At 64.9% G+C, this 25,152-nt stretch carries 24 protein-coding genes; 7 read left to right on the plus strand and 17 right to left on the minus strand.

Features of this window, described 5'->3' with window-relative positions; all coding sequences use genetic code 11:
* Positions 1 to 81: 81 nt before the first annotated feature.
* The 3 genes from ftsY to QP415_RS05240 all read right to left on the minus strand — a co-directional run bounded on the left by ftsY (position 82) and on the right by QP415_RS05240 (position 3,448).
* On the minus strand, positions 82 to 1,323 hold the full coding sequence (gene ftsY / locus QP415_RS05230; RefSeq protein WP_285099181.1) for a signal recognition particle-docking protein FtsY: 1,242 nt from the start codon (positions 1,321 to 1,323) through the stop codon (positions 82 to 84).
* Positions 1,324 to 1,393: 70 nt separating this feature from the next.
* A complete protein-coding gene (locus QP415_RS05235) occupies positions 1,394 to 1,780 on the minus strand; it encodes a hypothetical protein (RefSeq protein WP_016461079.1) in 387 nt (128 codons plus the stop codon).
* 126 nt (positions 1,781 to 1,906) lie between these two features.
* Complete coding sequence (locus tag QP415_RS05240; RefSeq protein WP_285099183.1) at positions 1,907 to 3,448, minus strand: RNA polymerase sigma factor; 1,542 nt, start codon at positions 3,446 to 3,448, stop codon at positions 1,907 to 1,909.
* Between the two features lie 144 nt (positions 3,449 to 3,592).
* Here QP415_RS05240 and QP415_RS05245 point away from each other — a divergent pair, with 144 nt between their 5' ends.
* The gene (locus QP415_RS05245; RefSeq protein ID WP_285099184.1) at positions 3,593 to 4,696 is read left to right on the plus strand and encodes a polyprenyl synthetase family protein; all 1,104 of its coding nucleotides are present in this window, start codon (positions 3,593 to 3,595) and stop codon (positions 4,694 to 4,696) included.
* 15 nt (positions 4,697 to 4,711) lie between these two features.
* Here the strand turns inward: QP415_RS05245 and QP415_RS05250 are convergent, their stop codons facing one another.
* A complete protein-coding gene (locus QP415_RS05250) occupies positions 4,712 to 5,065 on the minus strand; it encodes an Rv2175c family DNA-binding protein (RefSeq protein WP_285099186.1) in 354 nt (117 codons plus the stop codon).
* 83 nt (positions 5,066 to 5,148) lie between these two features.
* Between QP415_RS05250 and pknB the strand changes: the two genes are divergently transcribed.
* The gene (gene pknB / locus QP415_RS05255; RefSeq protein ID WP_048676321.1) at positions 5,149 to 7,086 is read left to right on the plus strand and encodes a Stk1 family PASTA domain-containing Ser/Thr kinase; all 1,938 of its coding nucleotides are present in this window, start codon (positions 5,149 to 5,151) and stop codon (positions 7,084 to 7,086) included.
* A gap of 88 nt (positions 7,087 to 7,174) precedes the next feature.
* Here pknB and QP415_RS05260 read toward each other — a convergent pair whose 3' ends face one another.
* The 3 genes from QP415_RS05260 to QP415_RS05270 all read right to left on the minus strand — a co-directional run bounded on the left by QP415_RS05260 (position 7,175) and on the right by QP415_RS05270 (position 10,869).
* Entirely contained in the window at positions 7,175 to 8,614 is a 1,440-nt protein-coding gene (locus QP415_RS05260; protein ID WP_016461084.1) for a class II 3-deoxy-7-phosphoheptulonate synthase, read from the minus strand.
* A gap of 10 nt (positions 8,615 to 8,624) precedes the next feature.
* Positions 8,625 to 9,842 (minus strand): pyrophosphate--fructose-6-phosphate 1-phosphotransferase, encoded by a 1,218-nt coding sequence (locus QP415_RS05265; RefSeq protein ID WP_016461085.1) that lies wholly within the window; start codon positions 9,840 to 9,842, stop codon positions 8,625 to 8,627.
* Positions 9,843 to 10,056: 214 nt separating this feature from the next.
* A complete protein-coding gene (locus QP415_RS05270) occupies positions 10,057 to 10,869 on the minus strand; it encodes a lysophospholipid acyltransferase family protein (protein WP_016461086.1) in 813 nt (270 codons plus the stop codon).
* A 58-nt stretch (positions 10,870 to 10,927) separates the two neighbouring features.
* Here QP415_RS05270 and QP415_RS05275 point away from each other — a divergent pair, with 58 nt between their 5' ends.
* Positions 10,928 to 12,661 (plus strand): exonuclease domain-containing protein, encoded by a 1,734-nt coding sequence (locus QP415_RS05275; protein ID WP_285099190.1) that lies wholly within the window; start codon positions 10,928 to 10,930, stop codon positions 12,659 to 12,661.
* 13 nt (positions 12,662 to 12,674) lie between these two features.
* On the opposite strand, the gene trpD is transcribed toward QP415_RS05275, so the two are convergent.
* The 6 genes from trpD to QP415_RS05305 all read right to left on the minus strand — a co-directional run bounded on the left by trpD (position 12,675) and on the right by QP415_RS05305 (position 18,031).
* Positions 12,675 to 13,730 carry an anthranilate phosphoribosyltransferase gene (gene trpD / locus QP415_RS05280; protein ID WP_016461088.1) on the minus strand — a complete coding sequence of 352 codons (1,056 nt, stop codon included), beginning with the start codon at positions 13,728 to 13,730 and terminating at the stop codon, positions 12,675 to 12,677.
* Entirely contained in the window at positions 13,730 to 14,122 is a 393-nt protein-coding gene (locus tag QP415_RS05285; protein WP_016461089.1) for a response regulator transcription factor, read from the minus strand. Before QP415_RS05285 ends, trpD begins: the two co-directional genes overlap by 1 nt.
* A gap of 113 nt (positions 14,123 to 14,235) precedes the next feature.
* Positions 14,236 to 15,234 carry an FKBP-type peptidyl-prolyl cis-trans isomerase gene (locus tag QP415_RS05290; protein WP_016461090.1) on the minus strand — a complete coding sequence of 333 codons (999 nt, stop codon included), beginning with the start codon at positions 15,232 to 15,234 and terminating at the stop codon, positions 14,236 to 14,238.
* 19 nt (positions 15,235 to 15,253) lie between these two features.
* Positions 15,254 to 15,607 (minus strand): iron-sulfur cluster insertion protein ErpA, encoded by a 354-nt coding sequence (gene erpA, locus QP415_RS05295; protein ID WP_003792846.1) that lies wholly within the window; start codon positions 15,605 to 15,607, stop codon positions 15,254 to 15,256.
* Positions 15,608 to 15,692: 85 nt separating this feature from the next.
* The gene (locus QP415_RS05300) at positions 15,693 to 16,661 is read right to left on the minus strand and encodes a glycerate kinase (RefSeq protein ID WP_285099191.1); all 969 of its coding nucleotides are present in this window, start codon (positions 16,659 to 16,661) and stop codon (positions 15,693 to 15,695) included.
* Positions 16,658 to 18,031, minus strand: coding sequence for a M20/M25/M40 family metallo-hydrolase (locus QP415_RS05305; RefSeq protein ID WP_285099192.1), 1,374 nt, complete (start codon positions 18,029 to 18,031; stop codon positions 16,658 to 16,660). Before QP415_RS05305 ends, QP415_RS05300 begins: the two co-directional genes overlap by 4 nt.
* A 97-nt stretch (positions 18,032 to 18,128) precedes the next feature.
* Between QP415_RS05305 and QP415_RS05310 the strand changes: the two genes are divergently transcribed.
* The 4 genes from QP415_RS05310 (at position 18,129) to QP415_RS05325 (ending at position 21,419) form a co-directional block, all read left to right on the plus strand.
* The gene (locus QP415_RS05310; RefSeq protein ID WP_048674577.1) at positions 18,129 to 18,710 is read left to right on the plus strand and encodes a DUF3043 domain-containing protein; all 582 of its coding nucleotides are present in this window, start codon (positions 18,129 to 18,131) and stop codon (positions 18,708 to 18,710) included.
* Positions 18,711 to 18,901: 191 nt separating this feature from the next.
* Entirely contained in the window at positions 18,902 to 19,456 is a 555-nt protein-coding gene (locus QP415_RS05315) for a hypothetical protein (protein ID WP_048674486.1), read from the plus strand.
* Between the two features lie 18 nt (positions 19,457 to 19,474).
* The gene (locus QP415_RS05320) at positions 19,475 to 20,539 is read left to right on the plus strand and encodes a quinone-dependent dihydroorotate dehydrogenase (RefSeq protein WP_048674488.1); all 1,065 of its coding nucleotides are present in this window, start codon (positions 19,475 to 19,477) and stop codon (positions 20,537 to 20,539) included.
* A gap of 7 nt (positions 20,540 to 20,546) precedes the next feature.
* Entirely contained in the window at positions 20,547 to 21,419 is an 873-nt protein-coding gene (locus tag QP415_RS05325; protein ID WP_048674491.1) for a TrmH family RNA methyltransferase, read from the plus strand.
* Between the two features lie 103 nt (positions 21,420 to 21,522).
* Here the strand turns inward: QP415_RS05325 and QP415_RS05330 are convergent, their stop codons facing one another.
* From QP415_RS05330 to QP415_RS05345, 4 genes are all read right to left on the minus strand, one after another.
* A complete protein-coding gene (locus tag QP415_RS05330; protein ID WP_285099195.1) occupies positions 21,523 to 22,269 on the minus strand; it encodes an HAD-IIB family hydrolase in 747 nt (248 codons plus the stop codon).
* Positions 22,270 to 22,278: 9 nt separating this feature from the next.
* Positions 22,279 to 22,440, minus strand: a complete 162-nt coding sequence (locus QP415_RS05335; RefSeq protein ID WP_016461098.1) for a methionine/alanine import family NSS transporter small subunit — start codon at positions 22,438 to 22,440, stop codon at positions 22,279 to 22,281.
* A complete protein-coding gene (locus tag QP415_RS05340; protein WP_285099196.1) occupies positions 22,437 to 24,023 on the minus strand; it encodes a sodium-dependent transporter in 1,587 nt (528 codons plus the stop codon). Before QP415_RS05340 ends, QP415_RS05335 begins: the two co-directional genes overlap by 4 nt.
* A gap of 184 nt (positions 24,024 to 24,207) precedes the next feature.
* Positions 24,208 to 25,146, minus strand: a complete 939-nt coding sequence (locus tag QP415_RS05345; RefSeq protein WP_285099198.1) for an AEC family transporter — start codon at positions 25,144 to 25,146, stop codon at positions 24,208 to 24,210.
* Positions 25,147 to 25,152: the final 6 nt, after the last annotated feature.

Below are 25,152 nucleotides of genomic sequence, written 5' to 3' on the forward strand. Positions count from 1 at the left end.
GCTGTACTAGGCACAGGTTAGCGCACCTCGGCCCCGGGAGTCTCCTCACCGGGGCCGAGGTGCGCGTCATGACGAGAAGGTTCAGCCCTGCGCGGAACCCACGATCGCGTCGACGAAGCCCTGCGGATCGAAGGGAGCGAGATCGTCCGCGCCCTCGCCGAGGCCGACGAACTTCACGGGCACACCCAGCGCACGCTGGACGGACACGACGATACCGCCCTTGGCCGAGCCGTCGAGCTTCGTGAGCACGATGCCGGTCACGCCGGTAGCCTCAGCGAACACTTCAGCCTGCTTCATGCCGTTCTGGCCGGTGGTGGCGTCGAGGACAAGGAGGACCTCGGACACGGGCGCTTGCTTCGTCATCACGCGCTTAATCTTGCCGAGCTCGTCCATCAGCGTGGACTTGTTCTGCAGACGTCCCGCCGTATCGACGAGGACCACATCGACGTCACGCTCCACACCCTCGCGCACCGCTTCGAAGGCGACGGAAGCCGGGTCGGCACCCTCACGATCGCTACGGACAACATCCACGCCCACGCGCTCGCCCCATGTTGCGAGCTGGTCGGCAGCGGCCGCGCGGAAGGTATCGGCGGCACCGAGGATCACAGACTTATCTTCTGCCACGAGGATACGCGCCAGCTTGCCGACGGTCGTGGTCTTACCGGTACCGTTGACGCCCACCATGAGGACAACGGCAGGCTTCGTGGCGCCGTCGACCTCCGGGCGCTCAAGGTTGAGGGAGCGATCCATGTCGGGGCCGACGAGGGCGAGCAACTCCTCGCGCAGGATCTCGCGGATGCGCGCCTCATCCGTGACGGACTCGACGGCGACGCGGCGCTTGAGCGCCTCCATCAGCGTGTCGGTAGCCTCAAGGCCGAGGTCGGCGATAAGGAGCGATTCCTCGATCTCCTCCCAGTCGGCGGCGCTGAGCTGGCCTCGGCTCAGAACACCGAGAATGGCGCGCCCCAGTGAACCGGAGGATGCGAGGCGTTCGCGCAGACGCTCCATGCGACCGCGCACAGGTTCTGGGCGCTCGATGGACGAGGCCGGGGTGGCGGGTGCCTCAGAAGGCTCCTCGGAGGCCGACACAGGTGTATCAGACGGGCCAGCGCGAGGCTCATCGCCACCTTCTTGCGGGGCAGAAGCGGGCGCGTCACCGGGTGCTTCGGCAGACACCTGCGGCTGAACGGGGATACTGACGTCGTCCGTGGAGCGGCGCTTGGAACTGACGGCGATGCGGATGAGCACACCGATCAGCACAGCAACCACCAGGCCGATAACGACCGCCCACGGCGACTGGAGAGTGGAAATAAAAGCGTCCATAGGGTCATTATCCCCTATGGACGCTCTTCACAGAAAACCTGAGCGCAGCATCACTGCCTGGGGCCTGCGTCTACTCCTGGGCTGACGTGTTCGCCCCGTCGGAGCCCCGACGACCGCGATCAAAGCGTTCACTCACGCGGCCGGTGACCGTCTCCAGCCGATCAATGCCCGGCAAGCGGTCAGCGTCGAAGTATGCGCTCCGCGACTCAGCATTTTGAAGGAGAGACTGCAGGGAAGCTGTCCGCGGCACCACGGGACCATCGGGGGACGTCGAGGCGCGCTTGGGAAGCGAATGATGAGTCTTCACCTCGTCCGCGATTTCTTCGCTTTCTCGCTTGATGACACCCTTCCACTCGTCCGCGCTACGACGAGACAGAGCCAGCACCGCCACGACACCACCGGCGACGACGAGGACAAGAACGACAGTCACAACAAGAATCAACGCACCCTCAAGCATGTCATCATCCTGCCCTATCGGACCCCGCTGTGCGATGGAGGCACCCGAACAAACGAGCTTTGTGACGATATTGTCATGGGGGCCAGGAACGTTCGTTCCCAGCCCCCCATGAATGACGGTTGCGCGTCAGTCGAGGTAGTCGCGCAGCACCTGCGAACGCGACGGGTGGCGCAGCTTCGACATCGTCTTGGACTCGATCTGGCGGATACGCTCACGCGTCACGCCGTAAACCTTGCCGATCTCGTCGAGGGTCTTCGGCTGCCCATCGCCCAGACCGAAGCGCATCGACACGACGCCCGCCTCACGCTCGGAGAGCGTATCCAGCACGTGGTGGAGCTGCTCCTGCAGCAGGGTGAAGGACACCGCATCCGCCGGGACGATAGCCTCGGAGTCTTCAATGAGATCACCAAACTCAGAATCGCCGTCCTCGCCCAGAGGCGTGTGCAGCGAAATCGGCTCGCGGCCGTACTTCTGAACCTCAACGACCTTCTCGGCGGTCATGTCGAGTTCCTTGGCCAGTTCCTCCGGCGTGGGTTCACGACCCAGGTCCTGCAGCATCTGACGCTGCACGCGAGCCAGCTTGTTGATGACCTCCACCATGTGAACGGGAATACGAATCGTGCGGGCCTGGTCCGCCATCGCACGGGTGATCGCCTGACGGATCCACCAGGTGGCGTAGGTCGAGAACTTGTAGCCCTTGGTGTAGTCAAACTTTTCCACGGCGCGAATGAGGCCGAGATTGCCCTCCTGAATGAGATCCAGGAACTGCATGCCGCGACCGGTGTATCGCTTGGCCAGCGACACAACCAGACGAAGGTTCGCCTCGAGCAGGTGGTTCTTTGCCTGCTGACCATCCTGCGCAAGGAAGTGCAGCTCACGACGCTCGCGACTGGTCATCTCATCGGCCTGGTTCTTCAGCTTGTACTCGGCGTACAGGCCAGCCTCGATACGGCGAGCAAGGTCAACTTCCTGCTCCGCGTTCAGCAGGGAAACCTTACCGATCTGCTTGAGGTAGTCCTTCACCGGGTCGGCGGTCGCACCGGCGACAGTCACCTGCTGAACAGGCTCGTCGGTCTCGTCGGAATCCGAGACAACGAATCCACCCTTGACATGAATGCCGGCGTTGGTGCGTTCACGCAACGCAGCACCCTCAGCGACCTTCGGGTCCTCTTCCTCGGCGTCTTCCTCGGCGTCGGTCACTTCCTCATCGTCGGCGTCTGCCTCGAGATCCGGATCCTCAAGATCTGCGCCCGTGGGCTCGAAGTCTTCCTCGACGGTGTCATCGAGTTCCTCGACGGCAACCTCTTCGACGATTTCCTCGTCCTTCTTCTTGCGACCGCGCGGCTTCTTGGCCGCAGGCTTCTTCGCAGCCTTCTCCACGGCGGCGTCGGCCTTCTTCGCGGTCTTCTTGGCAGGAGCCTTCTTCGCCACGGGCTTATCAGCCTCGGCGGCGTCGGCCTTCTTCGTCGTCTTCTTCGCGGGAGCCTTCTTCGCCGGCGCCTTCTTCGCGGCCGACTTCTTTTCCTCGGCTGGTGCACTAGCCGCGGTGGCCGTGGCCTTCTTGGCGCGCGTCGTCTTCTTCGCGGGGGTCGTCACCTCCGTGGTTTCCTCAGTCGTCGCGGAGTCCTTTGCCGAAGCGCGAGATGCACTCACACGGGTCCCTTTCATTGATGGGCATGCACAACAGAGCCGATTGCAAATCGGCATATCGTTGCCAGTCTAGTGCTTTGCTTCGTAGTTTTCCTGACGGTAGGTGTGAGGATGCCCCGCATTGGCCTCCGCTTCGAGCGCAACCTCAGTTAGAGTTACCTCATGACTCTGAGCGACAGTTTCGCGACGCTGCGTCCGCGCATTGACGAGGCAACGGCCTCGAGCCTCGCCCACCTTCTGACACGCGCCGGCGCATCGTGCCGATCCGAGGAGTTTTCCGAGGCCGTGCTCGCGTCCGTTGCCGGAGGGAAGCGGTTCCGGGCTCTCATGGCGCATATCGGCTACTCGCTCGGGGCAGCAATTCCAGTCGAAGACGTTGCCCTGCCCCACCTCAGCGCAGCGCTCGAGCTCTACCAGGCCAGCGCCCTCGTTCACGATGACATCATCGACAAGGCAGATGAGCGTCGCGGCATGCCGACCCCTCATCGCAGCCTCGCCACCCATCACGCATCACACTCGTGGATCGGCTCATCTTCAGATTTCGGAACACACGCCGCGATCCTCGTTGGAGACTTTTTGTTTTCCGCCGCGACCGCCGCCGCAGACGAGCAGGCGCTCACACTCGACGACAAACGCGCACAGACGTTCGCGCGCCGCTTTGCCGACATGCACGCAGAGGTGGCACTCGGCCAATACCTCGATATCGTCGCCGAGCAGAGCCCTCTGGACCCCGAACGCACGGACGCACTGAACGTCAGTGACGCGCTGGAGGTCGCACTCCATAAGTCGGCTCACTACTCGGTCGTTCACCCCGCAGTCCTGGGAGCCATCTGCGGCGCGCCCACGCTCGACGACGGGGACGCACTCACCCACAGCCTCGAAGAGATCCTGACGCCCTGGGGACTGGCATTCCAGCTACGCGACGACGACCTCGGCGTTTTCGGAGACCCCGCGGTGACCGGAAAACCAGCGGGCGATGATCTGCGCGAAGGAAAGCGCACGGTCCTCCTGGCTCTCACCTGGGAGGCCTCCTCCCCCGCCGAGCGGTCCGCCCTCACCGACGTCCTCGGGGTGGCCGAAGCCTCGGCGACGCAGATCAGCGCGGCGACCCGGATCGTTGCGTCCAACGGTCGCGGCCCCCACGAGGCTGAGATCGCGCGCCTGGTCGCCGACGGGCACGCCGCGCTCGAGGCGTCGACCTTCGACGACGATTCCCGCGAGATGCTGCGCGAGCTATGCTCGATACTCACCGCGAGGCGAGCCTGAGCCCGAGGCGGTGGGTTAGAAGGCCAGCGTCGAGGCGATGCGATTGACCCGGTGATGGCGACCCGACGTCAGTGCATCGATCGGGCGCTCGCCGAGCTCGTCCTGAACGGTGTACAGCCACGCCAACGATTCCTCGGCCGTGAAGCCATCATCCGCCAGGAGCGTGAGCGTTCCCTGCAAGAACGGGAGCGGCTCCCAGCCGTTGACGCCCTTGACGATCACGTCCTGAGGGATGCCACGCGCCCCGTTACCGTCGCGCGCCTCGATAAGGACACGATCGCGGATCAGCTGCTTGAGGCGACGTTCTTCGATGCCGAGGAGACGACACACCTCGTCGGTGGAGAACACGGTGATATCAACACTGGTCATGAGCGCAAGACTACCCCATTCATGCGCCGCACCGAGGTGGGCACTTCCGATAATTTCGCGAAAACTCCCATAGAATCGAGCAAGTGAGCGATGAACAGACATTCGACCAGACGGACCCGTTGATCGGCCTCCTCGTCGACGAACGGTACCGAGTGACGCGCAGGCTCGCGCGTGGCGGCATGGCCACCGTGTACATCGCACAGGACGAACGCCTTGATCGACCCGTCGCCCTCAAGGTCATGCATCCTCACCTGGCGGACTCCCAGGACTTCGTTGCACGCTTCCGCCGCGAGGCACGATCCGCAGCACGCATCGTTCACCCCGGTGTCGTCTCCGTCTTCGACCAGGGTGTCATCACCGGTCAGGGCTTCCTCGTCATGGAGCTCATCGACGGAACGAACCTGCGCCAGCTGCTGCGCGCGCAGGGCGCCTTTACTATTCCCCAGGCCCTGCGCTACACGACCGATACCCTTGAGGCTCTGCGTGCCGCTCACCGCGTCGGCGTGATCCATCGCGACATTAAGCCAGAGAACATCCTCGTTCCAACCGACGGCCCCGCGAAGGTCACTGACTTCGGTTTGGCACGCGCGGCCTCCGAGGTCTCCATGTCCTCGACGGGCAACATGCTCGGAACCGTGGCGTACATCGCGCCGGAAATAGCCACCACAGCGCAAGCCGACGCACGCTCGGATATCTACTCCGTGGGCATCATGCTGTACGAGATGCTGACCGGCACTGTGCCGTGGGCAGGCGAATCACCGCTGCAGATCGCCACCCATCACGTCGCTGATGACGTCCCCAAGCCTTCGGCTTCCCAGCCCTGGATCCCCCGCGAAATCGACGATCTCGTCGCGGCGCTGACGGCCCGCGACCCCGCCTCTCGCCCGGCCGACGCCTCCGAAGCCATCGACCTGGTGACGCGAGCAGCCGCCGCCATTCCGGCCGAGCTGGCGAGTCGGCGCGCAGATATCGCCCCCGCCGACCGCTCCGGCGCCTCTGAAACTACAGCACTGAACACGGAGGTGATGTCCGCACAGTTCACGAGGCCGCTTCCTGCCCCTTCAACCGTCACAACGGTCCACACCTCTGCGCCGATCCCAACGCCCGAGGAGGCGGGCACGACGACAACATACAAGCGTGCAGCCCTGTGGGTGAGCCTGGTCGTCCTCCTCCTCGCGGTGGCGGGAATTGGAGGCACCTGGTGGTGGACCGAATACGGCCCCGGCTCCTACCTGACGATGCCCGCCACCGATGGGCGCCCCCTCGCAGACGTTGAGACCGATCTGGGCGCGATGGGGCTGGCCTTCTCCGTCGAGGAGGAGTTTTCGGACGACGTCGCAACCGGTTCCGTCACTCGCTCCGACCCTGAGGGTGGAACCCCGGTCCATAAGCGAGCCGACGTGCAGCTCTACGTGTCCAAGGGTGTCGACATGAAAACCGTACCCGACGTGGGCGGCAAGACCCAGGACGATGCGAAGAAGGCACTCTCCGACGCAGGCCTGGCCCTCGGCGCAATCACGGACGCCTACTCCGAGGAGGTACCACAGGGACAGGTCATCTCCCAGTCCGCGCCGTCCGGTACCTCGGTACCGCACGACACGGCCATCGACGTCGTCTTGTCCAAGGGACGCGAACCTCTCACCGTACCCTCCCTCAACGGGATGAGCGCGGACGCCGCGAAGAAGGCGATCGAAGGACTCGGCCTCGCCGCAGCGCCCACCGAAGCGTTCTCCGACACGGTCGCACAAGGCCAGGTCATCTCTCAGCAGACCGCAGAGGGCTCCATCTTGCACCGGGGCGACACCGTCGCCTACACGGTATCGAAGGGCCCCGAAAAGGTCGCGGTGCCCGACGTCGTTGGCCGCCAGCGCGACGATGCCAGGAGCGTGCTCGAAGCAGCCGGCTTTACCGTCCAAGAGGAAGCGATTCTCGGCGGCTTCTTCGGCACCGTCCGCCAGAGTGATCCCGCCGCTGGCACAATGCTCAAGAAGGGTAGCGTCGTCACGATCACCATCGTCTGACGCGACGCCGCGTCCGACGCCCACGCATCCAACGAAAGATCCCCGGCCTCGTCATTTGACGAGGCCGGGGATCTACTCGTTCGAGGGATCACTCCTCGTGTGAGGAACCCTGCGCCAGGTACTGAGCAACCTGGAAGGCCATCTCCAGGCTCTGCTGATGGTTCAGACGCGGGTCCACGAGCGTCTCGTAACGGTCCCGCAAGGCCTCGTCATCGATATGCTCACTGCCGCCGATCACCTCGGTGACATCATCACCCGTGAGTTCGACGTGCAGGCCACCAGGCACAGTGCCCGCAGCCTCGTGAGCCTCAAAGAAGCCACGGACCTCATCCATGACCGTCTCAAAACGACGCGTCTTGTATCCGGTCGACGACGTGATCGTATTGCCGTGCATCGGATCGGTCATCCACGTGACGGGGCGACCATCCTTACGGGCGGCTTCCAGCAGCAGCGGAAGAGCCTCGCGGATACGGCCGGCGCCCATACGTGTAATGAACGACAGACGCCCCTCCTCACCATCCGGATTCAAACGATCGATCAGCGACAGCATCTGGTCCGGCGTGGTCGACGGACCAAGCTTGACCCCAATCGGGTTACGAACGCGCGACAGCAGCTCAATGTGAGCGCCCTCCTCGTCACGGGTCCGCTCCCCCGCCCACAGGAAGTGGGCAGACGTGTTGTACGGTTCGCCGGTGCGCGAATCGATCCGGGTCATCGCCGACTCGTACTCGAGCAGCAACGCCTCGTGCGACGAGTACAGGTCAACATCGCGCAGTGTCTCAAAATCGACGCCGGCGGCACCCATAAACTTGATCGCGCGGTGGATGTCCTCCGCGAGCGACTCATAGCGCGCATAGGCCGGATTCGACATGAAGCCCTGATTCCAGCGATGCACCTGACGCAGGTCCGCGTAGCCGCCCTTCGTGAACGCACGAATCAGGTTCAGCGTCGACGCGGCGTGGTTGTACAGCGACAGAAGGCGCTGCGGATCGGGCTCGCGCGCCTCGGGGGTGAACTCGAAGGAGTTCACCGCATCGCCGCGGTAGCTCGGCAGCGTCACACCGTCACGCGTCTCCATGTCGGACGAGCGCGGCTTGGCGTACTGACCCGCAATACGGCCGACCTTAATGACCGGCAAAGACGCGCCGTAGGTCAGCACGACCGCCATCTGCAGCAGGGTCTGAATCTTCAAGCGCACATGATCCGCCGTCGCCTCAGCGAAGGTCTCAGCGCAGTCCCCGCCCATCAGGACGAAGGCCTCGCCGCGGGCAGCCGCACCCATCCACGTGCGCAGATCGTCAACCTCCCCGGCGAACACGAGCGGCGGCTGGCGGCGCAGCTGCGCCGTCACATCACTGAGATGTTCCGCGTCCGCGTAGGTAGGCTGCTGGGCTGCGTCCAGGCCACGCCACGTGTCCCAGGGAGCACGCTCCCCGGACTCGGGTGACCACAGACGCTCGGGGACGCGGCGGGAGCGAGGCTTACGCACAGGCTCACCGCCGCGTCCGGGAGTGATCGAAGGAATCACGCGCAGCGACTCACTCGCCAGCGGGCTCGACGGTCTGGCCGATCTCAGCCATCATCTCGACGAACCAGGGCGCGGTAATGTCGAAGGGCTTGCCGCCCGCGATGCGCGGGAACGGAATGGCCTTCAGGCGGTCACCGTCCTCCTCGTCGTGGCCGATAACGCCGGACTCGCCCTTGAAGGCGCACTCGACTGCGAGGTCGGTCATCGACTTGATGAGGCGCAGGTCATCGGCGTTGGCACGCGAAGAACGCGAGAAGTAGCCGGACTTCTGGACCATGACCTTCTCAGCGTCGATCTTCTCGGCGAACTGCTTGGCGAACCACTGGCCGGGGTTAATCGTGTCGAGCTTGACGTGGCCGAAGGGATCACGCTGGACCTCGCCGCCGGCAGCCTCGATCTCCGCGATGATCTCGGGGACGCCAGCGCCCTCGGACAGGAAGATGTTGACGTTGCCCTGCTCGTCCATGATGGCCTTGAGGCGCTTGGCCTCGGCATCCAGGTCGATCTTCATCTCGGGCAGGAAGATGGCGTGGATGTCCCAACGCTCCTTCGACAGACCGATCGAGGGCACCCACTCCTGGGTCTTGAGCCACTCGTGGTAGCGCTGCGAACCGGCGGCCGTCAGCCAACCGCAGTGGCGGCCCATGATCTCGTGGATGATGAGCATGCGGGGGTTGGAGCGGTGCTCGCCGATGATGTTCTGGGAGTACTCGGAGACCTCTTCAGCCGCGGTCCAGGCGCCCAGGGACTGGCGGATCGGCACAACGTCGTTGTCGATCGTCTTCGGCAGGCCCACGACGGTCAGGTGGTAGTCGTGCTCCTCCAGGTAGGCGGCCAGGTCGGCGGCCGTCGTGTTGGTGTCGTCGCCACCGATGGTGTGCAGGACGTCAACGCCGTCAGCGCGCAGCTGCTCGGCAGCCTTCTGCAGCGGGTCCTCATCCTCGGAGACGAGGCCGCGCTCGACCAGGTTCTTCTTGTTGGTCAGCTTGACACGGGAGTTACCGATCGGGGAGCCGCCGAAACGGTGCAGGACGGCAGCGTGCTTGCGAGCTTCCTCGTCGACCAGCACGTAGTTGCCGGTGAGCAGGCCGTGGTAGCCGTTCTGGTAAGCGATGATCTCAACCGTGGGATCAATTTCGTTGTAGCGCTCGATGAGTCCACCGACGGCGGAGGACAGGCACGGGGCGAAGCCACCTGCGGTCAGCAGGGCAACACGACGGACCGACATGAATGTCACCTTTCTCAGGTTGGTTAGGTACGGCCCCGCGCGTGCATGCACGCTCCGCGTCACCCCGGCTGCCCGATGGGGCTGCCTAGTGCGCGAAGGCGCGCGTGTGCAGGGCACAGTTCATTCTACCCGGCCCACATCGCCTTTCGCCAAGGACACCCGTCCCACGAAACGCGAATGCGTGCCCCAATCGTGAGATGACGGCGAACAGCCATTACTCCTTGTCCGAGGCCTCCTGCTCCTCGCCGCTCTCTTCCTCGGGGGCGGTGGGCACGGGGACGTCGGGGGCGGTGCGCCCACCGGGTGCGGGGCGACCGTTGGAGGGAACGGGCCCCTCGAAAGCGCCCTCTGCTGCCAGCTGCGCCTTGACGTCAGCGGCATACAGGTCCACGTACTCCTGCCCAGACAGGAGCATGAGGTTGTACATGATTTCGTCGGTGATGGCCCGCAGCACGTAGCGGTCCTTGTCGAGGCCGCGGTAACGCGAGAAGTCCAGGGGCTCGCCGATCACCATGCCGATATTCGTACGGGACGGGATCTTTTGGCCGATCGGCTGCGCGGCATGGGTGCCGATCATCGCCACGGGGATAACGGGTGCGCCGGAGAGGAGGGCAAGGCGCGCGACGCCGGTCTTGCCGCGGTAGAGGCGCCCATCGGGGCTGCGTGTTCCTTCGGGGTAGATGCCGAAGAGTTCACCGTCGCGCAGGCGCTTGAGTCCGGCGTTCAGCGCCGCCTCGGACGCGCGGCCACCGGTACGGTCGACGGGGATGGTGCCCACGGCACGCATAAACTCCTTCGTCATCCACCCTTTGAGACCGGTGCCCGTGAAGTAGTCGGCCTTTCCCATGAAGACGACCTCACGGTCGAGCATCATCGGCAGGAAGACGGAGTCCCACACAGCGTTGTGGTTGGACGCGAGAATGGCGGGTCCTTCGGCGGGAATGTTCTCCTTGCCGCGGATCCACGGGTGATAGGCCGCCTTCAGAACGGGGCTGCCGGTCGCCTTGAGAGCCTGATAGAACGCCACTGTCACTCCTGAAGTCTCGACGGGCGCGCGAGCGCGCGAACGAATTAGTATCAACTGTATGACGAAACAGACTCCCGTGCGCGATTGTGGGGAAACCATAGCGCCCGGCGAGTCGGCCCGTCCTTTCGCCCGATCGGTGGTGTCGCAAGCCCTGTCCCGGGCCTCATCCGTCGAGCTACAGCCCAGCCTGGACGCCGTTGGGACCCCGGCCTCGGGCGGACGCTGGGTGATTGTCGACCTGGAAACGACGGGACTCGGAGCTGGCGCGGAAATCACTGAGATCGGCGCAGTGAGCGTGCAAGACGGTGCCATCATGGACGAGTTTTCTTCGCTCGTGAAGCCCTCGCGCCCCATTCCGCCATTCATCACGTCGCTCACGGGGATTACGCCCGCGATGGTCGCGAACGCCGAGCCGATCGCCTCGGTGCTGGAGCGGTTCATGGACTGGTCTGGCCTCGGGACGAAGGGAGGCCCGGTCCTCGTCGCTCACAATGCCTCCTTCGACGTGGGGTTCTTGCGCCGAGCAGCCCGCGCATCCTCCCTCCCGTGGCCTCGCATCCGCGTTGTTGACACGCTGGCTCTCGCGCGCCTCGCGTTGCCCCGCCCGCTCGTGCGTAATCACAAGCTCGGCACGATCGCGTCGTACTTCGGTACCGCCACCGTCCCCGAGCACCGCGCGCTCGGAGATGCACGCGCAACCGCTGAAATCCTCCTGGGGTTCATCGACTTGCTCGCAGGGGCAGGCGCCACCGACGTCGAGGACCTCGTTGCTCTCACCGAACAAGCACCCGCGCGTCGCCCCTCCGCTCCGTCCTTCGTCGCGGACTTACCCACCTCCCCGGGGGTGTATCACTTCATCGATACGGCTGGGGACACGCTCTACGTCGGGTCGGCCTCGTCCCTGCGCTCGCGCGTGAGCAGCTACTACACGAAGGCGGAGAAGCGCTCGAAAGTCCAGCGCATGGTCTCCATCGCCGCGGGCGTGCGCCCCTATCCCACCGCTTCCATTCTCGAGGCGAGAATCCGGGAACTGCGCGATATCAGGGAACTGGCACCACCCTACAATTCAGCATCGACGCGTCAGGGATCCCAGCACTGGGTCATTGCCGAGGCCGACCAACCTCGCGTGGTACAGTCCGTCACGCTCGATGAGCTACCGTGCGCCCTCGGTCCCTTCGGCACGCGCGCGCACGCCCTGCGGGCAGCGAGAGCGATCGAACGCGTCTTAGCCCAGGCCGATCCCGCCCACAGGCCGGAGCTCCTTCACGAGGCCGTGGCCGCATCGACGCTGGCCGTTCCACACACGCTCACCGCGCTCATGGAGAGGCTCTCCTCCCAGGGACTATACGAGCCCGCTGCGGCCGCTCGCGATGACCTGAGCGCCTACATGACGGGCGTCGAACGCGCGACAATGCGACCGATCCTGGCAGCACCGCGCATCGTGTGGGGATCACGCAGAGACGGGGGCGAGAAAGGTTGGATCATGCACGTCGCCTCCCACGGCCGCTATCTCAGTTCCGTCGTCATTCCGCCGCACACCGACCCATCCCCATGGATCGACGTTCTGACGTCCACGACACCCATCGAGACCGACGGCGTCGCAGCAAGCTGCGCGTCGTGGGCAGAAACAGCGCTTCTGTGCGCCGAGCTGGCCCGCGAGGGAACGCGCCTCGTCGAATGGAACGGACCTCTCCCCTGGGCCCAGCCGACGGCCAGCCCGCTATGCGACGGGCGGCTGCGCGAGCTCCTGGCCCACGCAACCGCCCATCGACGTACAGACCCGCGCACCTGACGCAGGTTTTTCCTTATGCGTTCGACGCTTCTACCCAACGCTCGATGAGTCGCGCACCCGAGCCATCGGCCAGCGCACCCAGGGCGCGCTCGACGGCACCGCGCATGCGCTCGGCAAAGTCGGCCTGCGTCACCGGGTTCTCCAGGCCCTCCCAGGCCAGGATGCCGGCACCGACATTGAGCGCGACGGCGTCACGAACGGCATCCGCGCCGCCGCCCGACAGCACATCGCGGGCAACGGCCGCGTTCTCGGCTGCCTCACCGCCGGCGAGATCCTCAATGGAGGACGAGGCCATACCCAGGGACTCACGGGCGTCGAACTCGGTCGGAGTCACCGATCCGCCCGAGACGATCCACACCTGATTCTTGTCGGTGGTGGTCAGCTCATCGAGGCCCGTGTTCGCGCCCCGGAAGACGAGCGCGCTCAGGCCGCGCGAGGCGTAGACGCCCGCCATGAGTCGCGCGTTCTCTTCACGCGACGCGCCGATCGCGCACGCCTGCACGCGCGCCGGATTCGTCAGCGGCCCCAGGACGTTGAAGGCCGTGGGGAAACCGAGCGCGCGGCGCACGGGGGCGGCAAAACGCATCGAGGGGTGCATCTTATTGGCGAACAGGAACGCGATGCCCACCTCATCGAAGACGCGGCGCAGGGCGTCGGCGTCAAGGTCGAGGTTGACACCGAGCGCTTCAATAACGTCCGCGGATCCCGACTTCGAGGTCGACGCACGGTTGCCGTGCTTGACGAGCGGGATGCCCATCGCTGCGAGCACGATGGCGGACATTGTCGAAATGTTCACGGTCTTGTACCCGTCGCCGCCTGTCCCCACGATATCGAGGGCGCGGCTGGGCAGATCGACGTGTGCGGCGTGATCCTGCATGCCATCGGCGAGGCCGTGGATCTCGTCAACCGTGGCGCCCTTCATGGCCATGGCGGTCAGGAAGGAGGCAAGACGCGCCTCACCCAGTTCACCGCTCATCACCTGATCCATCAGCCAGTACGACTGACCGTAATCGAGGCTCTCCCCCGCGGTCAGCGCCTGAATGATCGGCGCCCACTCCTGAGCAGCCATCACTTGGCTCCACGCAGCACGTCGGCGACGGTCTCCTGCAGGATGATCGGGTCGATCGGATCGGCCACAACCGCCGCTGCTCCGGCCCACGTGGCCAGCCACTCGTCCTGCGGGCGCGCGGTCAGGAACACGATCGGGGGAACGCCGTCACGGGTCTCACGCAGATCCTGGGCGACAGACATGCCGCCCTCTTTCTTCGTCTCAGCATCGAGGATCAGCATCGCGAAATCCTGCTGATCGAAGGCGTCACGAACGCCGAAAGCCGTGGCAGCCTCCACCCATTCGATGCGGGGCGTGTCCTTGGAAGCACGCAGTCCGACGCCGTTGATGACAGCTTGACGCCTGTCCTTATCGTCGCTGAAAACCAGGATTTGAACGGTTTCTTCACTCATGGAATCTCCTTGCGTATGTCGGCCAATTCGACGCGATGGCCCCATTCTAACGGGTAGCGGGCGGCTCCCACACTGGGAGCCGCCCGCTCATGGTCACCTGAGTCGGCGTATCGTCACTGCATCGAGGACGTGCCGACGATGTCGACGACAAAGACAGTCGCTCGGTTGGGCGTCGCCGCCTGGCCGGACTGCGCTTCCTGGCCCTGGATCGGGGCGACGATCAGCAGACGAGAACCAATGGTCACACCCGTCAGATCGGCGTCCTTCACGGGCGCCTGGAGGGGAGCCTGGCTCCACGAGGACTGCGTCTGTCCGCTCGCACCGAAGCCTCCGACAACCTGCTTGTACAGGACGGTCTGGTCATCTGTGAGTGCCTCGCCCGAGCCCTTGTAGATCGTGTAGATCTTCTGCTCGGTGGGCGCGGCGACGCTCTCGTCGATTGTCAGAGTCGGCTCGACACCGGGATCACCGGTCACAGTCACACCGGCGGGAAGCTCCTCGCCGGTCGCCGTCGCACCGCTGAGAACCGACTCGTCGGCCAGGTTCTCGGTGGCGACACCCACGATGTCCACGACGAACACGAGGGTCGAGTTCGCGGGGATGTTACCGCGAGCCTGGCCACCGTAGCCAAGGGATGCCGGGATGACCAGCTCGACGCGATCGCCGACATGGGTGTGCGCCAGACCGTAGGTCCACCCCTTCACGACCTGTTCGAGAGAAAACTCGACAGGCTCGCCCTTCTTGTAGGACGAATCGAAGACGGTGCCGTTCCACAGGGCGCCCACGTAGTTCGCCTTGATCGTGGCACCCGGGCACACAAGCGCGCCATCGCCCTGCTTGAGGGTCTTGACGAGGACCTTGTCGGTCGGCTCGCTACCCTTGCCAGCGGCGATCACGGGGGTGTCGTCGCCGGAGATCGACGGGAAATTTCCCTTGCCGCTGCGGTCAACGTTCGCATTCTGGTCAGCGGAATCGTCCGTCGAGCAGGCGGAGTAGTCGATCTCCGCGGGAGCGGAAGACGAAGACGACGAAGCATCGGAGCAGGCCGCGAGCCCGACAACGAGGGCGGCTGCGCCGACGATGGCGCCGAAGCGGCGCAGGGAGGACATCATGGAAAAGTGTTCTTTCGACTCAGTGGAAGGATTCGCCGCAGGCGCAAGTGTTCTGGGCGTTCGGGTTATCGATGGTGAAGCCCTGACGCTCAATGGTGTCGGCGAAGTCGATCGTGGCACCGCTCAGGTAGGGAACGCTCATACGATCGACGACAACCTCAACGCCGTCGAAGGAGCGAATCGCGTCGCCATCGAGGGTGCGGTCATCGAAGTACAGCTGGTAGATGAGACCGGAGCAGCCACCGGGCTGAACGGCAATGCGCAGGCGCAGGTCGTCGCGACCCTCCTGCTCAAGGAGGCTCTTCACCTTCGCAGCTGCGACGTCGGTGAGGATGACCTCGTGGGTGGGAGCCTGAGTTGCGGACTCGGACATGATGCTCCTTTTCGTAACGGATAGACGTATTCCTTTGACACACTACTCCCCCGCGTGGACCACGCGCCACGGCTGGGGTGCGCGCTCAGCGTAACCAGGTGCGAGCGATGCGCCGTCCGGCGTCTTCGAGCATGACGGATCCCTCCGTCTCGAACACTCCGTGAAGCCCCCATTCAGCCTTCTCAAAATGCGAGATGCTGGACCTGCGAGTGATGGCAACGACGGGCAGGGCATGCGCCGCAGCGGCGCTCGTCACACGATCGAGCGTCGACTCTGCGAGCAGCGGCGAGGATAGCTCGGGCTCGGCGACGATCACGAGGTCGCAGCCCTCCATAATGTCGTCCAGATCGAGCAACTGGGACAGGAGATCCCCGGTGGAGACGATGCGCCCACCAATCGCAGCTACGACGGCTCCCACACCGCCGCCGGCTCCAGAGCCACGCAGGCGCGCCGGGTGAACGTCCTGGCCCTCTAAAAGCTGGCGTCGCCCCAGCGGACGATGCGCAAACGCCTGCGTGAGGGCAGCAGTAAGGGCGATATCTTGGTTCTCGAGCGGCTCCAGGTCAGGTGCGACCGCAAGGACCGAGTCGAGGCCCAGCAGTGGACGCGCGGTGGACGCTGCGCACACAAGATCGACGCCCGCATCAGCGACGAGGCCCTGGGCGCGCGTCAGCGCATCGGCAAGCACCTCGGGCCGCCTCGGATCAATACAGCTATCGCCGAGAAGTCCTTCGAGAAAGCCGATGCCGCAGTCCGGGGAAGCGTTGTGTCCCCCCTCAACGATGACCGTCCGCTGCATCCCGAGCGTTTCCGCCACGCACACGCCCGCCTCACGCGACGACGAGGCATCCGTCGGCACGCGCACGAACGAGGCCTGGGAGTGCAACGCAGCCACGGCCTCGTCGAAGGTTGGTCCAGTCCCGACGGGAAGCGTCACCACCGTCGAACTGGGGGCGCCGGTAAGAACGCCCCGAGCGATTGCAGCAAGTGCGTCGCCGGTCGGCGAGGCGGGAATACCCCCGTCCCACCGACCGGCGATAACAACACGACTCACAGGGCCGCCACGCGCGTCAGCAGAAGCGCTTCGGCGAGGATCGCGGCCTTCAGGTCGGAAATCGACTGCGACTCATCCTCCGAGTGAGCGTTCGTCAGCGGGTCCTCAACGCCGGTGACGACGACCTGCGCGCTCGGGAAGATGCGCTGGAAGTCAGAAATGAACGGAATCGAGCCGCCCACGCCGATATTGACCGAGGGAACGCCCCAGGCCTCGGTAAGGGACTCGTGCAGCGCCTTCGTCACGGGGGAGGTCATGTCCGCCTGGTAGCCAGCACCAGCATCCTCGGCCGTCACCTCGACGCGCGCACCGAAGGGCGCGTGAGCGAGCAGGTAGTCGACGAGCTTGGTCTGAGCCTCGACGGGATCAACGCCGGGCACCGTGCGCATCGACAGGCGGAAACGCGTGTGCGGGGCAATCGTATTCGAGGCGTTAGAAACGGGACGCGCGTCGAAACCGATCACCGAGATCGAGGGCTTGGTCCACATGCGGGCGGCGATGTCGCCCGAACCCGCCAACTGCAGGCCCTCGACCATACCGGCCGCAGCGCGCAGCTCCTCCTCCGGCCAATCCACGTCCGCGTGATCCGAACCGCCCAGGCCCGGAACCGCAACGTCACCCTTCTCGTCGAAGAGCGAGGCGATCAGCATCGAGGAGATCGCGACAGAGTCGAGCAGCGGGCCACCGAAGGCGCCCGAGTGCACCGCATGGTCCGCGACGGTCACGTCGACGGTCACGATCGCGTTGCCGCGCAGCGTCGAGGTGACGGCGGGCTCGCCCACCTTCCAGTTCGACGAATCCGTCACGACGATGACGTCGGCGGCAAGCTCATCCTTGTGCGCGTCGAGGAACGCGGTGAACGAGGGAGAGCCGATCTCTTCCTCACCCTCGATGAACACGACGACGTTGACCGGCAGGTCCTCGCCGAGGATCGACAGGGACCCCAGGTGCACCGTAATGCCGGCGCCGTCATCGGAAGAACCGCGCCCGTAAATGCGGTCTCCACGAACCTCCGCCTTGTAGGGATCCAAGCTCCAACGGCTCAGCTCACCCACCGGCTGCACGTCGTGATGGGCGTAGAGCAGAACCGTCGGGGCGCCCTCGATGCGGGGCGAATGCGCAACGAGCGCGGGCTTGCCCTCGGTCCCATCCTCAGCGGTTTCGCGCAGGACCTTGGCATCCAGACCAAGGGCCGCAAAGCGCTCACGAATATGCTCGGCGCTGCGCTCCACGTCGGCGGCGTGCGCAGGATCCGACGACACCGACGGAATCGCAACGAGCTGCGTGAGTTCCTCCAGCAGAGACGGGAAAGCAGCCTCCAGGCGCTCCCTCAAAACGGACGACGACAATGTGTGTGAAGTATCAGCCATACGACCAGGGTAGACCATGGGAGTGCGAGGCGGGCAGGCTATCCGCTAGCCTTGAAGCGTGTTTGGACGAAGCAAGAACAACAACGACGAGACCTCGATGCACGTTGAGCCAGTCTCAACGACGCCCGGCGGCAAAAAAGGCCGCCCCACGCCCAAGCGTAAGGACGCCGAGGCCGCCCGCATCCACCCGCTGGTTCCCAAGGACCGCAAGGAAGCCAAACGTGCCGCACGCGCCGCCCGCAACGCGCGATTCGACGCTGAACAGCGCGCGCTGGTGACCGGCGAGGAGAAATACCTCCCGGCACGCGATAAGGGCGCTGCCCGTCGCTTCGTGCGCGACTACGTGGACGCACGACACTCCTTCTCCGAGTGGATCCTCGCCGTCATGATGGTCTCCATCATCCTCATCATGTTGCTCTCGATGCTCGGCAACAAGATCCCGCTGCAGTACCAGGCCTACCTGCTCTACGGGTCGTCGATCCTCATGTACGGCTCCTTCATCATCACCGCAGTCGAGTCCTTCCTCGTGTGGCGCAAGGTCAAGCGCACGTTTGCGCAAGCACACCCGCGCGACGACATTCCCTCCGGCACCGGGTACTACACCTTCTCCCGCATGATCATGCCGCGTCGCTGGCGCTCGCCGCGCCCCCAGGTTGATCGCGGGCAGTTCCCGAAGTAATTCCCTGATCCATCACGTCGGCCCCGCCCCATTCACATGGTGGCGGGGCCGACGCATTTTATCCACAGGGTCCGTCGCGGCTGAACCTGTATCCACAGGGGTCACCGTCGCGCTGGATTCCACCTCCTTACGCGGGTCATCCTGGTCGTGTCGGAGCATCGGCGCCCCGACAACGACGAGAAGGATGCATCATGCACACGACGACCACACTGCTGCCCGCCTGCGCTATCGGATGTGAGGATGACGAGCCGGCCCCGGAGGGCATGTACGGCCCCGCCCACTGGCTCGACGACCGCGGAATTGCCACTCTCCTCGCCCCCTACCTGTGCGACGGGTGGGACCTGGGAGATTACGCGCGTTTCGCTGACCTCACAGGTACGGATGCGCGGCGCCTCGCCTCGCTCCTGCCCAAGGATGCACGCGAGGATAGACAGAACAACGCGCCTCGGATCATTGACCTGCTGCGCGCTGCCTCGCGCATCGATGGTCTGAGCCTCGAGGGATACGTCATCCGTGCCCCTCGCCGAGACGAACGCGTCAGCATCGACACCGTGCTCGTCCCCGAGTCGGCAATCATCGCACACACCGGTACCCCCATCGACGACGAGCGGTATCCGAGCTACCAGCACTGGCTCACGCTTGCCACGGTCCTCGGGCTTGGCGAGGAGGCAATCCCGCCCGACGAGATGCGCCTCCTCGCTCGAGACGGATCATCCACGCGGTGGTGGTGGGCATGGTGGGACTGATCAACTATCCTAGGAAGCATGATCCGACGCGCGTACAACTGGGCTTTCACACACTTCATCTCACGTTCCGACCCGGAAGATGCACACCACCTGGGTCTGGGAGCAATTTCTCTGGCCGGACGATTCGCCCCGACGCGCGGCCTCATGCGCGCCACACTGGGCTACCTCGATCCCCACCACAGCCCCACCCGGATGGTGAACGGAGTCGAGGTCCCCCTGACGCTGGGACAGCGCCGTCTGCCCTCGCGTCTGGGCCTCGCGGCCGGAATGGACAAGGACGCGCAGGCCGTGCTCGGCATGTGTGCCCTCGGCTACGCCTTCGTCGAAATCGGAACCGTCACCCCGCGTCCCCAACCTGGCAACGACGCCCCGCGTCTGTGGCGCCTCATGGAAGAGCGCGGCCTGCGCAACCGTATGGGCTTCAACAACGCTGGCGCGGACGCAGCCGCGGACAAGCTGCGCGAGCTGCGCTCGACGTCCGCGGGCCGCGCCGCCATCGTGGGCGCCAACATCGGCAAGAACAAGGTGACCTCCGAGGAGGACGCCCCGGCCGACTACGAGTACTGCGCGAAGACGCTGGCCCACTGGGTCGACTTCGTCGTCGTCAACGTCTCCTCCCCCAACACGCCCGGACTGCGTGACCTGCAGTCGGTCGATCACCTGCGCCCAATCCTGCAGGCAGCCCGCCGCGGCTGCGAGGCAGGGGCCCCCGACCGCGTCATGCCCCTCTTCGTCAAGATTGCCCCCGACCTCGCCGATGAGGACATCGTCGCCGTCGTCGAGCTGACGAAGGAGCTCGGCCTGGCAGGTGTCGTCGCGACGAACACGACGATCAACCACGACCTGGGCGAGGGCGGCGTCTCCGGCGCTCCGCTGCTGCCCCGCGCGCTCGAGGTCGTCTCCCTGGTGGCTCGCCACCTCGACGAGGAACAGATCCTCATCGGAACCGGCGGCATCTCCTCGCCCGAGGACGCGCTGCGCATGATCGGAGCGGGCGCCGACCTGGTCGAGGCCTTCTCCGCCTTCATCTTCGAGGGCCCGTCCTGGCCGGGCGAGGTCTCTCGCGCCCTCCAGCGCGCCTGAGGACACCATGATCATCGAACTGACCAGCGCGGATCTGGCCGCAGACTCGCGCCTGGACGACTACACGCGCCTCAAAGACGTCAAGCTTCGTTCCAAGATCGAGCCGGAACGCGGCCTGTACATGGCCGAATCCGCGAACGTCATCGAACGCGCCATCCGCGCGGGCCACCACCCGCGCTCCTTCCTCATGTCCAAGCGCTGGCTGCCCACGCTCGAAGCGCTCATCTCAGAAGCGACGGGCGCTCCCGATGGCGCGCAGGTTCCAGTCTTCGTCGCCGATGAGGACGTCCTGGAACAGATGACGGGCTTCCACCTGCACCGCGGCGCCCTGGCCGCCATGCAGCGCCCGATCCTACCCTCGTTGGACGAGCTACTCGCCACCGCGCGCGGCGGCCAGGGCGCTCGCCGCGTCGTCGTCCTCGAAAACCTCGTCGACCACACGAACGTGGGCGCAGCTTTCCGCTCCGCCGCCGCGCTCGGCGTGGACGCCGTCCTGGTCACCCCGCAGTGCGCCGACCCCCTCTACCGGCGATCCGTGCGCGTTTCCATGGGAACCGTCTTCCAGGTCCCATGGACCAGACTCGAATCGTGGCCCGGGGACATCACGATCCTCCAGAAGGCCGGCTTCACCGTGGCCTCCCTGGCTCTCTCCGACGATTCCGTGTCCCTCGACGACTTCGCCTCACTGCCCGCGCTCCAAGGCCCCGACGCGCGCCTCGCGATGGTCATGGGCACTGAAGGTGACGGACTCGGGCGTCGCACCATCGCAGCCTCCGACTACACCGTCAAAATCCCCATGGACCACGGTGTCGACTCGCTCAACGTCGCAGCCGCATCCGCCGTCGTCTTCTGGGCCACCAGGGGCATTGGGGCGCAGTAACATGTAGTCCGTCGCCCGAGCGGTTCCGCGACCACCGCTGGACAACGAAACGAGGCCGGAGCTGGTTGCCCAGCCCCGGCCTCGTCGTCGTATGTCCGACGGTTCAGCTCATGGATGCGACGATCTCGTCAATGACATCCACGCATTCTTCCCAACCAGACACGGCGCGCGTCGCGTAGCCGGCGGCCTTGACCGGATAGTCGTTGCCTTCCGGATCGAGGCGATCGCCGATAAAGAGCATCTCGGAGGCGGGAATTCCCGTCTCCTCGACGAGCTTGCCCATGCCGTACGCCTTATCGATGCCACGCGTCGTGATGTCGACCGAGGTCGAGCCACCTCCGCGCACATCGAGCTCAGGGACATCGGGCTGAACTGCGTCGCGCAGAGCCGCCTTCTTGGTGCCATCAGGATCCCAGGCACGCTTCGCATCGAGCGGAGCTTCCTGGCCCAGGGCAGAGAAGGTGATCTGCGAGCCACGGTCTTCGATGATGTTGCCCCACGGATTGGACTCCCACAGGCCGAGCTCACGTGCGTGACGCTCAAGCGAGGCAACCGCGCGAGCAGCGACCTCGGGATCCAGGTCGTGCGCATAACGCTCAACCCACGCGCCATCCTCGTAGCGGTAGTAGCGAGTGCCGCAGGTGGGCATCAGGTGCAGGCGCGCGAGCTCCTCATCAGTGGCGTTCAGGTTCTCCAGCACCTGGGTGCGGAACTGGCCCATCTGACCACCGGAGATGATGCACACCTCCACGTGGTCCAACAGGGACCGCAGAGCCACGTCCATGCGCGCGGGCAACGGCGACTTCGAGGGCGCCAGGGTGTCATCGAGATCAAAGGCAACGAGCTTCACGATGCCACCCTACTGCTTCGCAGCTTCGGCGGCTTCGATAGCGCGCTGCGCTGCCTCGGTCTCCTCGTCCGACGGGACCGAGAGAACCTGCAGCATGACGACGGAAGCGACGAGGCCACCCCAGACGAGCAGAATCGTCAGGATCATGAGGGCGATAGCGGGAGCGGTCACTTGGCGCCTCCTTCGATCGAAGCGGTGTCATCGGCGTCGTCAGCGAGAATCTGAGCGACTGTCGCCTGAGTGTCCACGGGGCGGTGCTTCCATGGAATGAGCGTGAAAATCAGAGATGCGATCACCGCAACCGCCACGGAACCCCAGCCGAAGATCAGCACGTAGCTCGTCGGGTACTTGCCGTAACCGTGCGTCAGCAGGTCGACGATGGACATTGCCATCATGACGAAGAGAACGAGCGGGATAACAATGCCGACGAGGGGCTCCCACAGCTTGGGGACCTTCACGCTGGACACCGAGTTGAGGTGGGCACGCAGCACCCCGAGGCGGGGGCCGGCGACCGCGCACAAGACGGCGAACATGATCGCCGAAGACACGACACCAATCGAGTTGATGAAGTTGTCAACAATGTCGAGGTTGTTCAGACCCGAGCGGGTACCGAAGAGCACCAGGGAGATGACGGTGGCGGGAACGCCGAGGACCAGCGCCGAGCGGGCGGGCGACCAGCCGAACTTGTCCTGCAGGCCACCGGAGACGACCTGGAGGAGAGAAAGCAGCGAGGTCACGCCCGCCAGAACCAGCGATGAGAAGAAGAGGACGCCGAAAATCGGGCCACCGGGCATCATCGAGATGATCTTCGGGAAGGTCACGAAGGAGAGGATCGGGCCGGTCAGACCCTCGACCTCGGAGACGCTCACGCCGCCCTGGTGCGCCATGAAGCCCACGGCGCTGAAGACGCCAATGCCCGCGAGGATCTCGAAGGACGAGTTCGCGAAGCCAGCCACGAGCGCGGTGCCGGTCAGGTTCGACTTGCGCTGGAGGTAGGAGGCGTAGGTCAGCATGATACCGAAGCCCACGGACAGCGAGTAGAAGATCTGCGCGAAGGCGGCCAGCCAGACCTTGGGATCGGCGAGCGCGCCCCAGTTCGGGGTGAAGAAGGCGTTGAGGCCCTCAACGGCACCGGGCAGGAAGAGCGCGCGAACGACGAGCGCCAGGAAGAGGATGACAAGCAGCGGGAGGAAGACCTTGTTGGCCGCCTCGACGCCCTTGGACAGGCCGCGTCCGATCACGAAGAGGACGAGGACCCACACGAGCGCGAGGGGAATCATCACCGACCAGGCGGGCGCCCAGGAGAACGTATCACCGGGGACAACCTGCAGGAACGTGTCAGTGAAGAACGTCGTCGGGTCGTCGCCCCAAGCCGCATTCACCGAGTAGATCGTGTACTGCACGCCCCACGCGAGGACCGCGCCGTAGTAGACCATGATGACGAAGCACACGAAGGTCTGGAACCAGCCGATGAACTCGCCGCCTCCGATAATCTTGCGCAGAGCCCACGGCGGTGAACCGCGGAACTTGTGGCCGACCGCGTAATCGAGCCACAGCATGGGGATGCCGACGAAAATCAGAGCGACGAGATACGGGACCAGGAAGGCGCCGCCGCCGTTGGAGTAGGAGACGCCGGGGAAACGCCAGATGTTGCCCAGGCCGATGGCCGAGCCGATGGCTGCCAGGAGGAAGCCTGTCTGGCCGCTCCACGAGTCGCGCGCGCGTGGCGCGGATTTGGATGCGGAGGATGACATGGAGTGAGTTCCTTGCATTCGTGTCTATACGGGATAATTCCCAGCCAGACTAGGGCTGATATACCCAGAAGTCAGCCAGAGTCCACGATACAGAACGTGTTTTTGCACTCTTTTTTACGTAGTCTTGACACTCTGAAGCTGCGCCGGGGGGTGGACGCAAAGCGTCAAACGATGGACGAAACCGTTAGCCCACGAGCCCCAAGGCGTGGAAAAGCGCTGCAATACCAACGACAACGGGAAGCGACGCGAAAGTCGTCACGAGGACCGTTCCCTGCGCGATCCGCTCCCCCGCCTTGGCACGCGTCGCAGCGATGTAGGCGTTCTGCGCGGAGGGCAGCGCCGCCATGATGGTCACCGACATGAGCGCGGGACCGGTCAGACCGAGCAGCATCCCGACGCCGCACGCAATCGCGGGTTGAAGGGCGAGCTTGCCAACGATGGCGCAGTTGGTCGCAGCAATACCGGAATCCCCGGACGCCGAACGTCGATCCACGAGCGAGGCACCGAACGACAGAAGAATCATCGGGGGCGCGGCAGCCCCCAGCATGGACGTCGACACGTCGAGGAGGGTCGGCATCGGCCACCCCACAGCGGAAAACAGGAAACCGCACACCGCTGCGATGACCATCGGATTGCGCGCGACGACCCTCGCAACGCCGACAATCGATGGCCGCTGCCCGGAACCCACCAGGTCGGCCAGAACGAAGAACATCGGCGTAAAGAAACCCAGCTGGAACACCAGGATGGGAACGACCGCGGACGCGTCATTCAGGACATAGACGGCGATCGGGATACCGATGTACGCGCCGTTATTGAGGGACGAGGCCATGGCCCCCAAGGCGATTTCGCCGCGAGTCAGGCGCAGGAAGAACCTGCCAACGAGCGCGAACAGCAGCGCGGTGCCCACACCCGATGCGGCGGCCACGGCGAGCGGAACACCGAAGACTCCCGAGGTCCCAGTCGAGACGATGGCGTGGAAGAGCATCGCGGGGCTAGCCACCCAATACGTTGCCGAGGCAAGCGTGCCTGCGGCCTCGGGGCCGAGTGCACCGCCAAGACGAGCAACCCAGCCAACACCGATGATGAGGGCGATCGACAGGACCGACCAGACGATCGACGCCACGGCAGC

This window comes from Pauljensenia sp. UMB3104 (assembly GCF_030217285.1).
In the GTDB taxonomy this organism is placed as follows: domain Bacteria; phylum Actinomycetota; class Actinomycetes; order Actinomycetales; family Actinomycetaceae; genus Pauljensenia.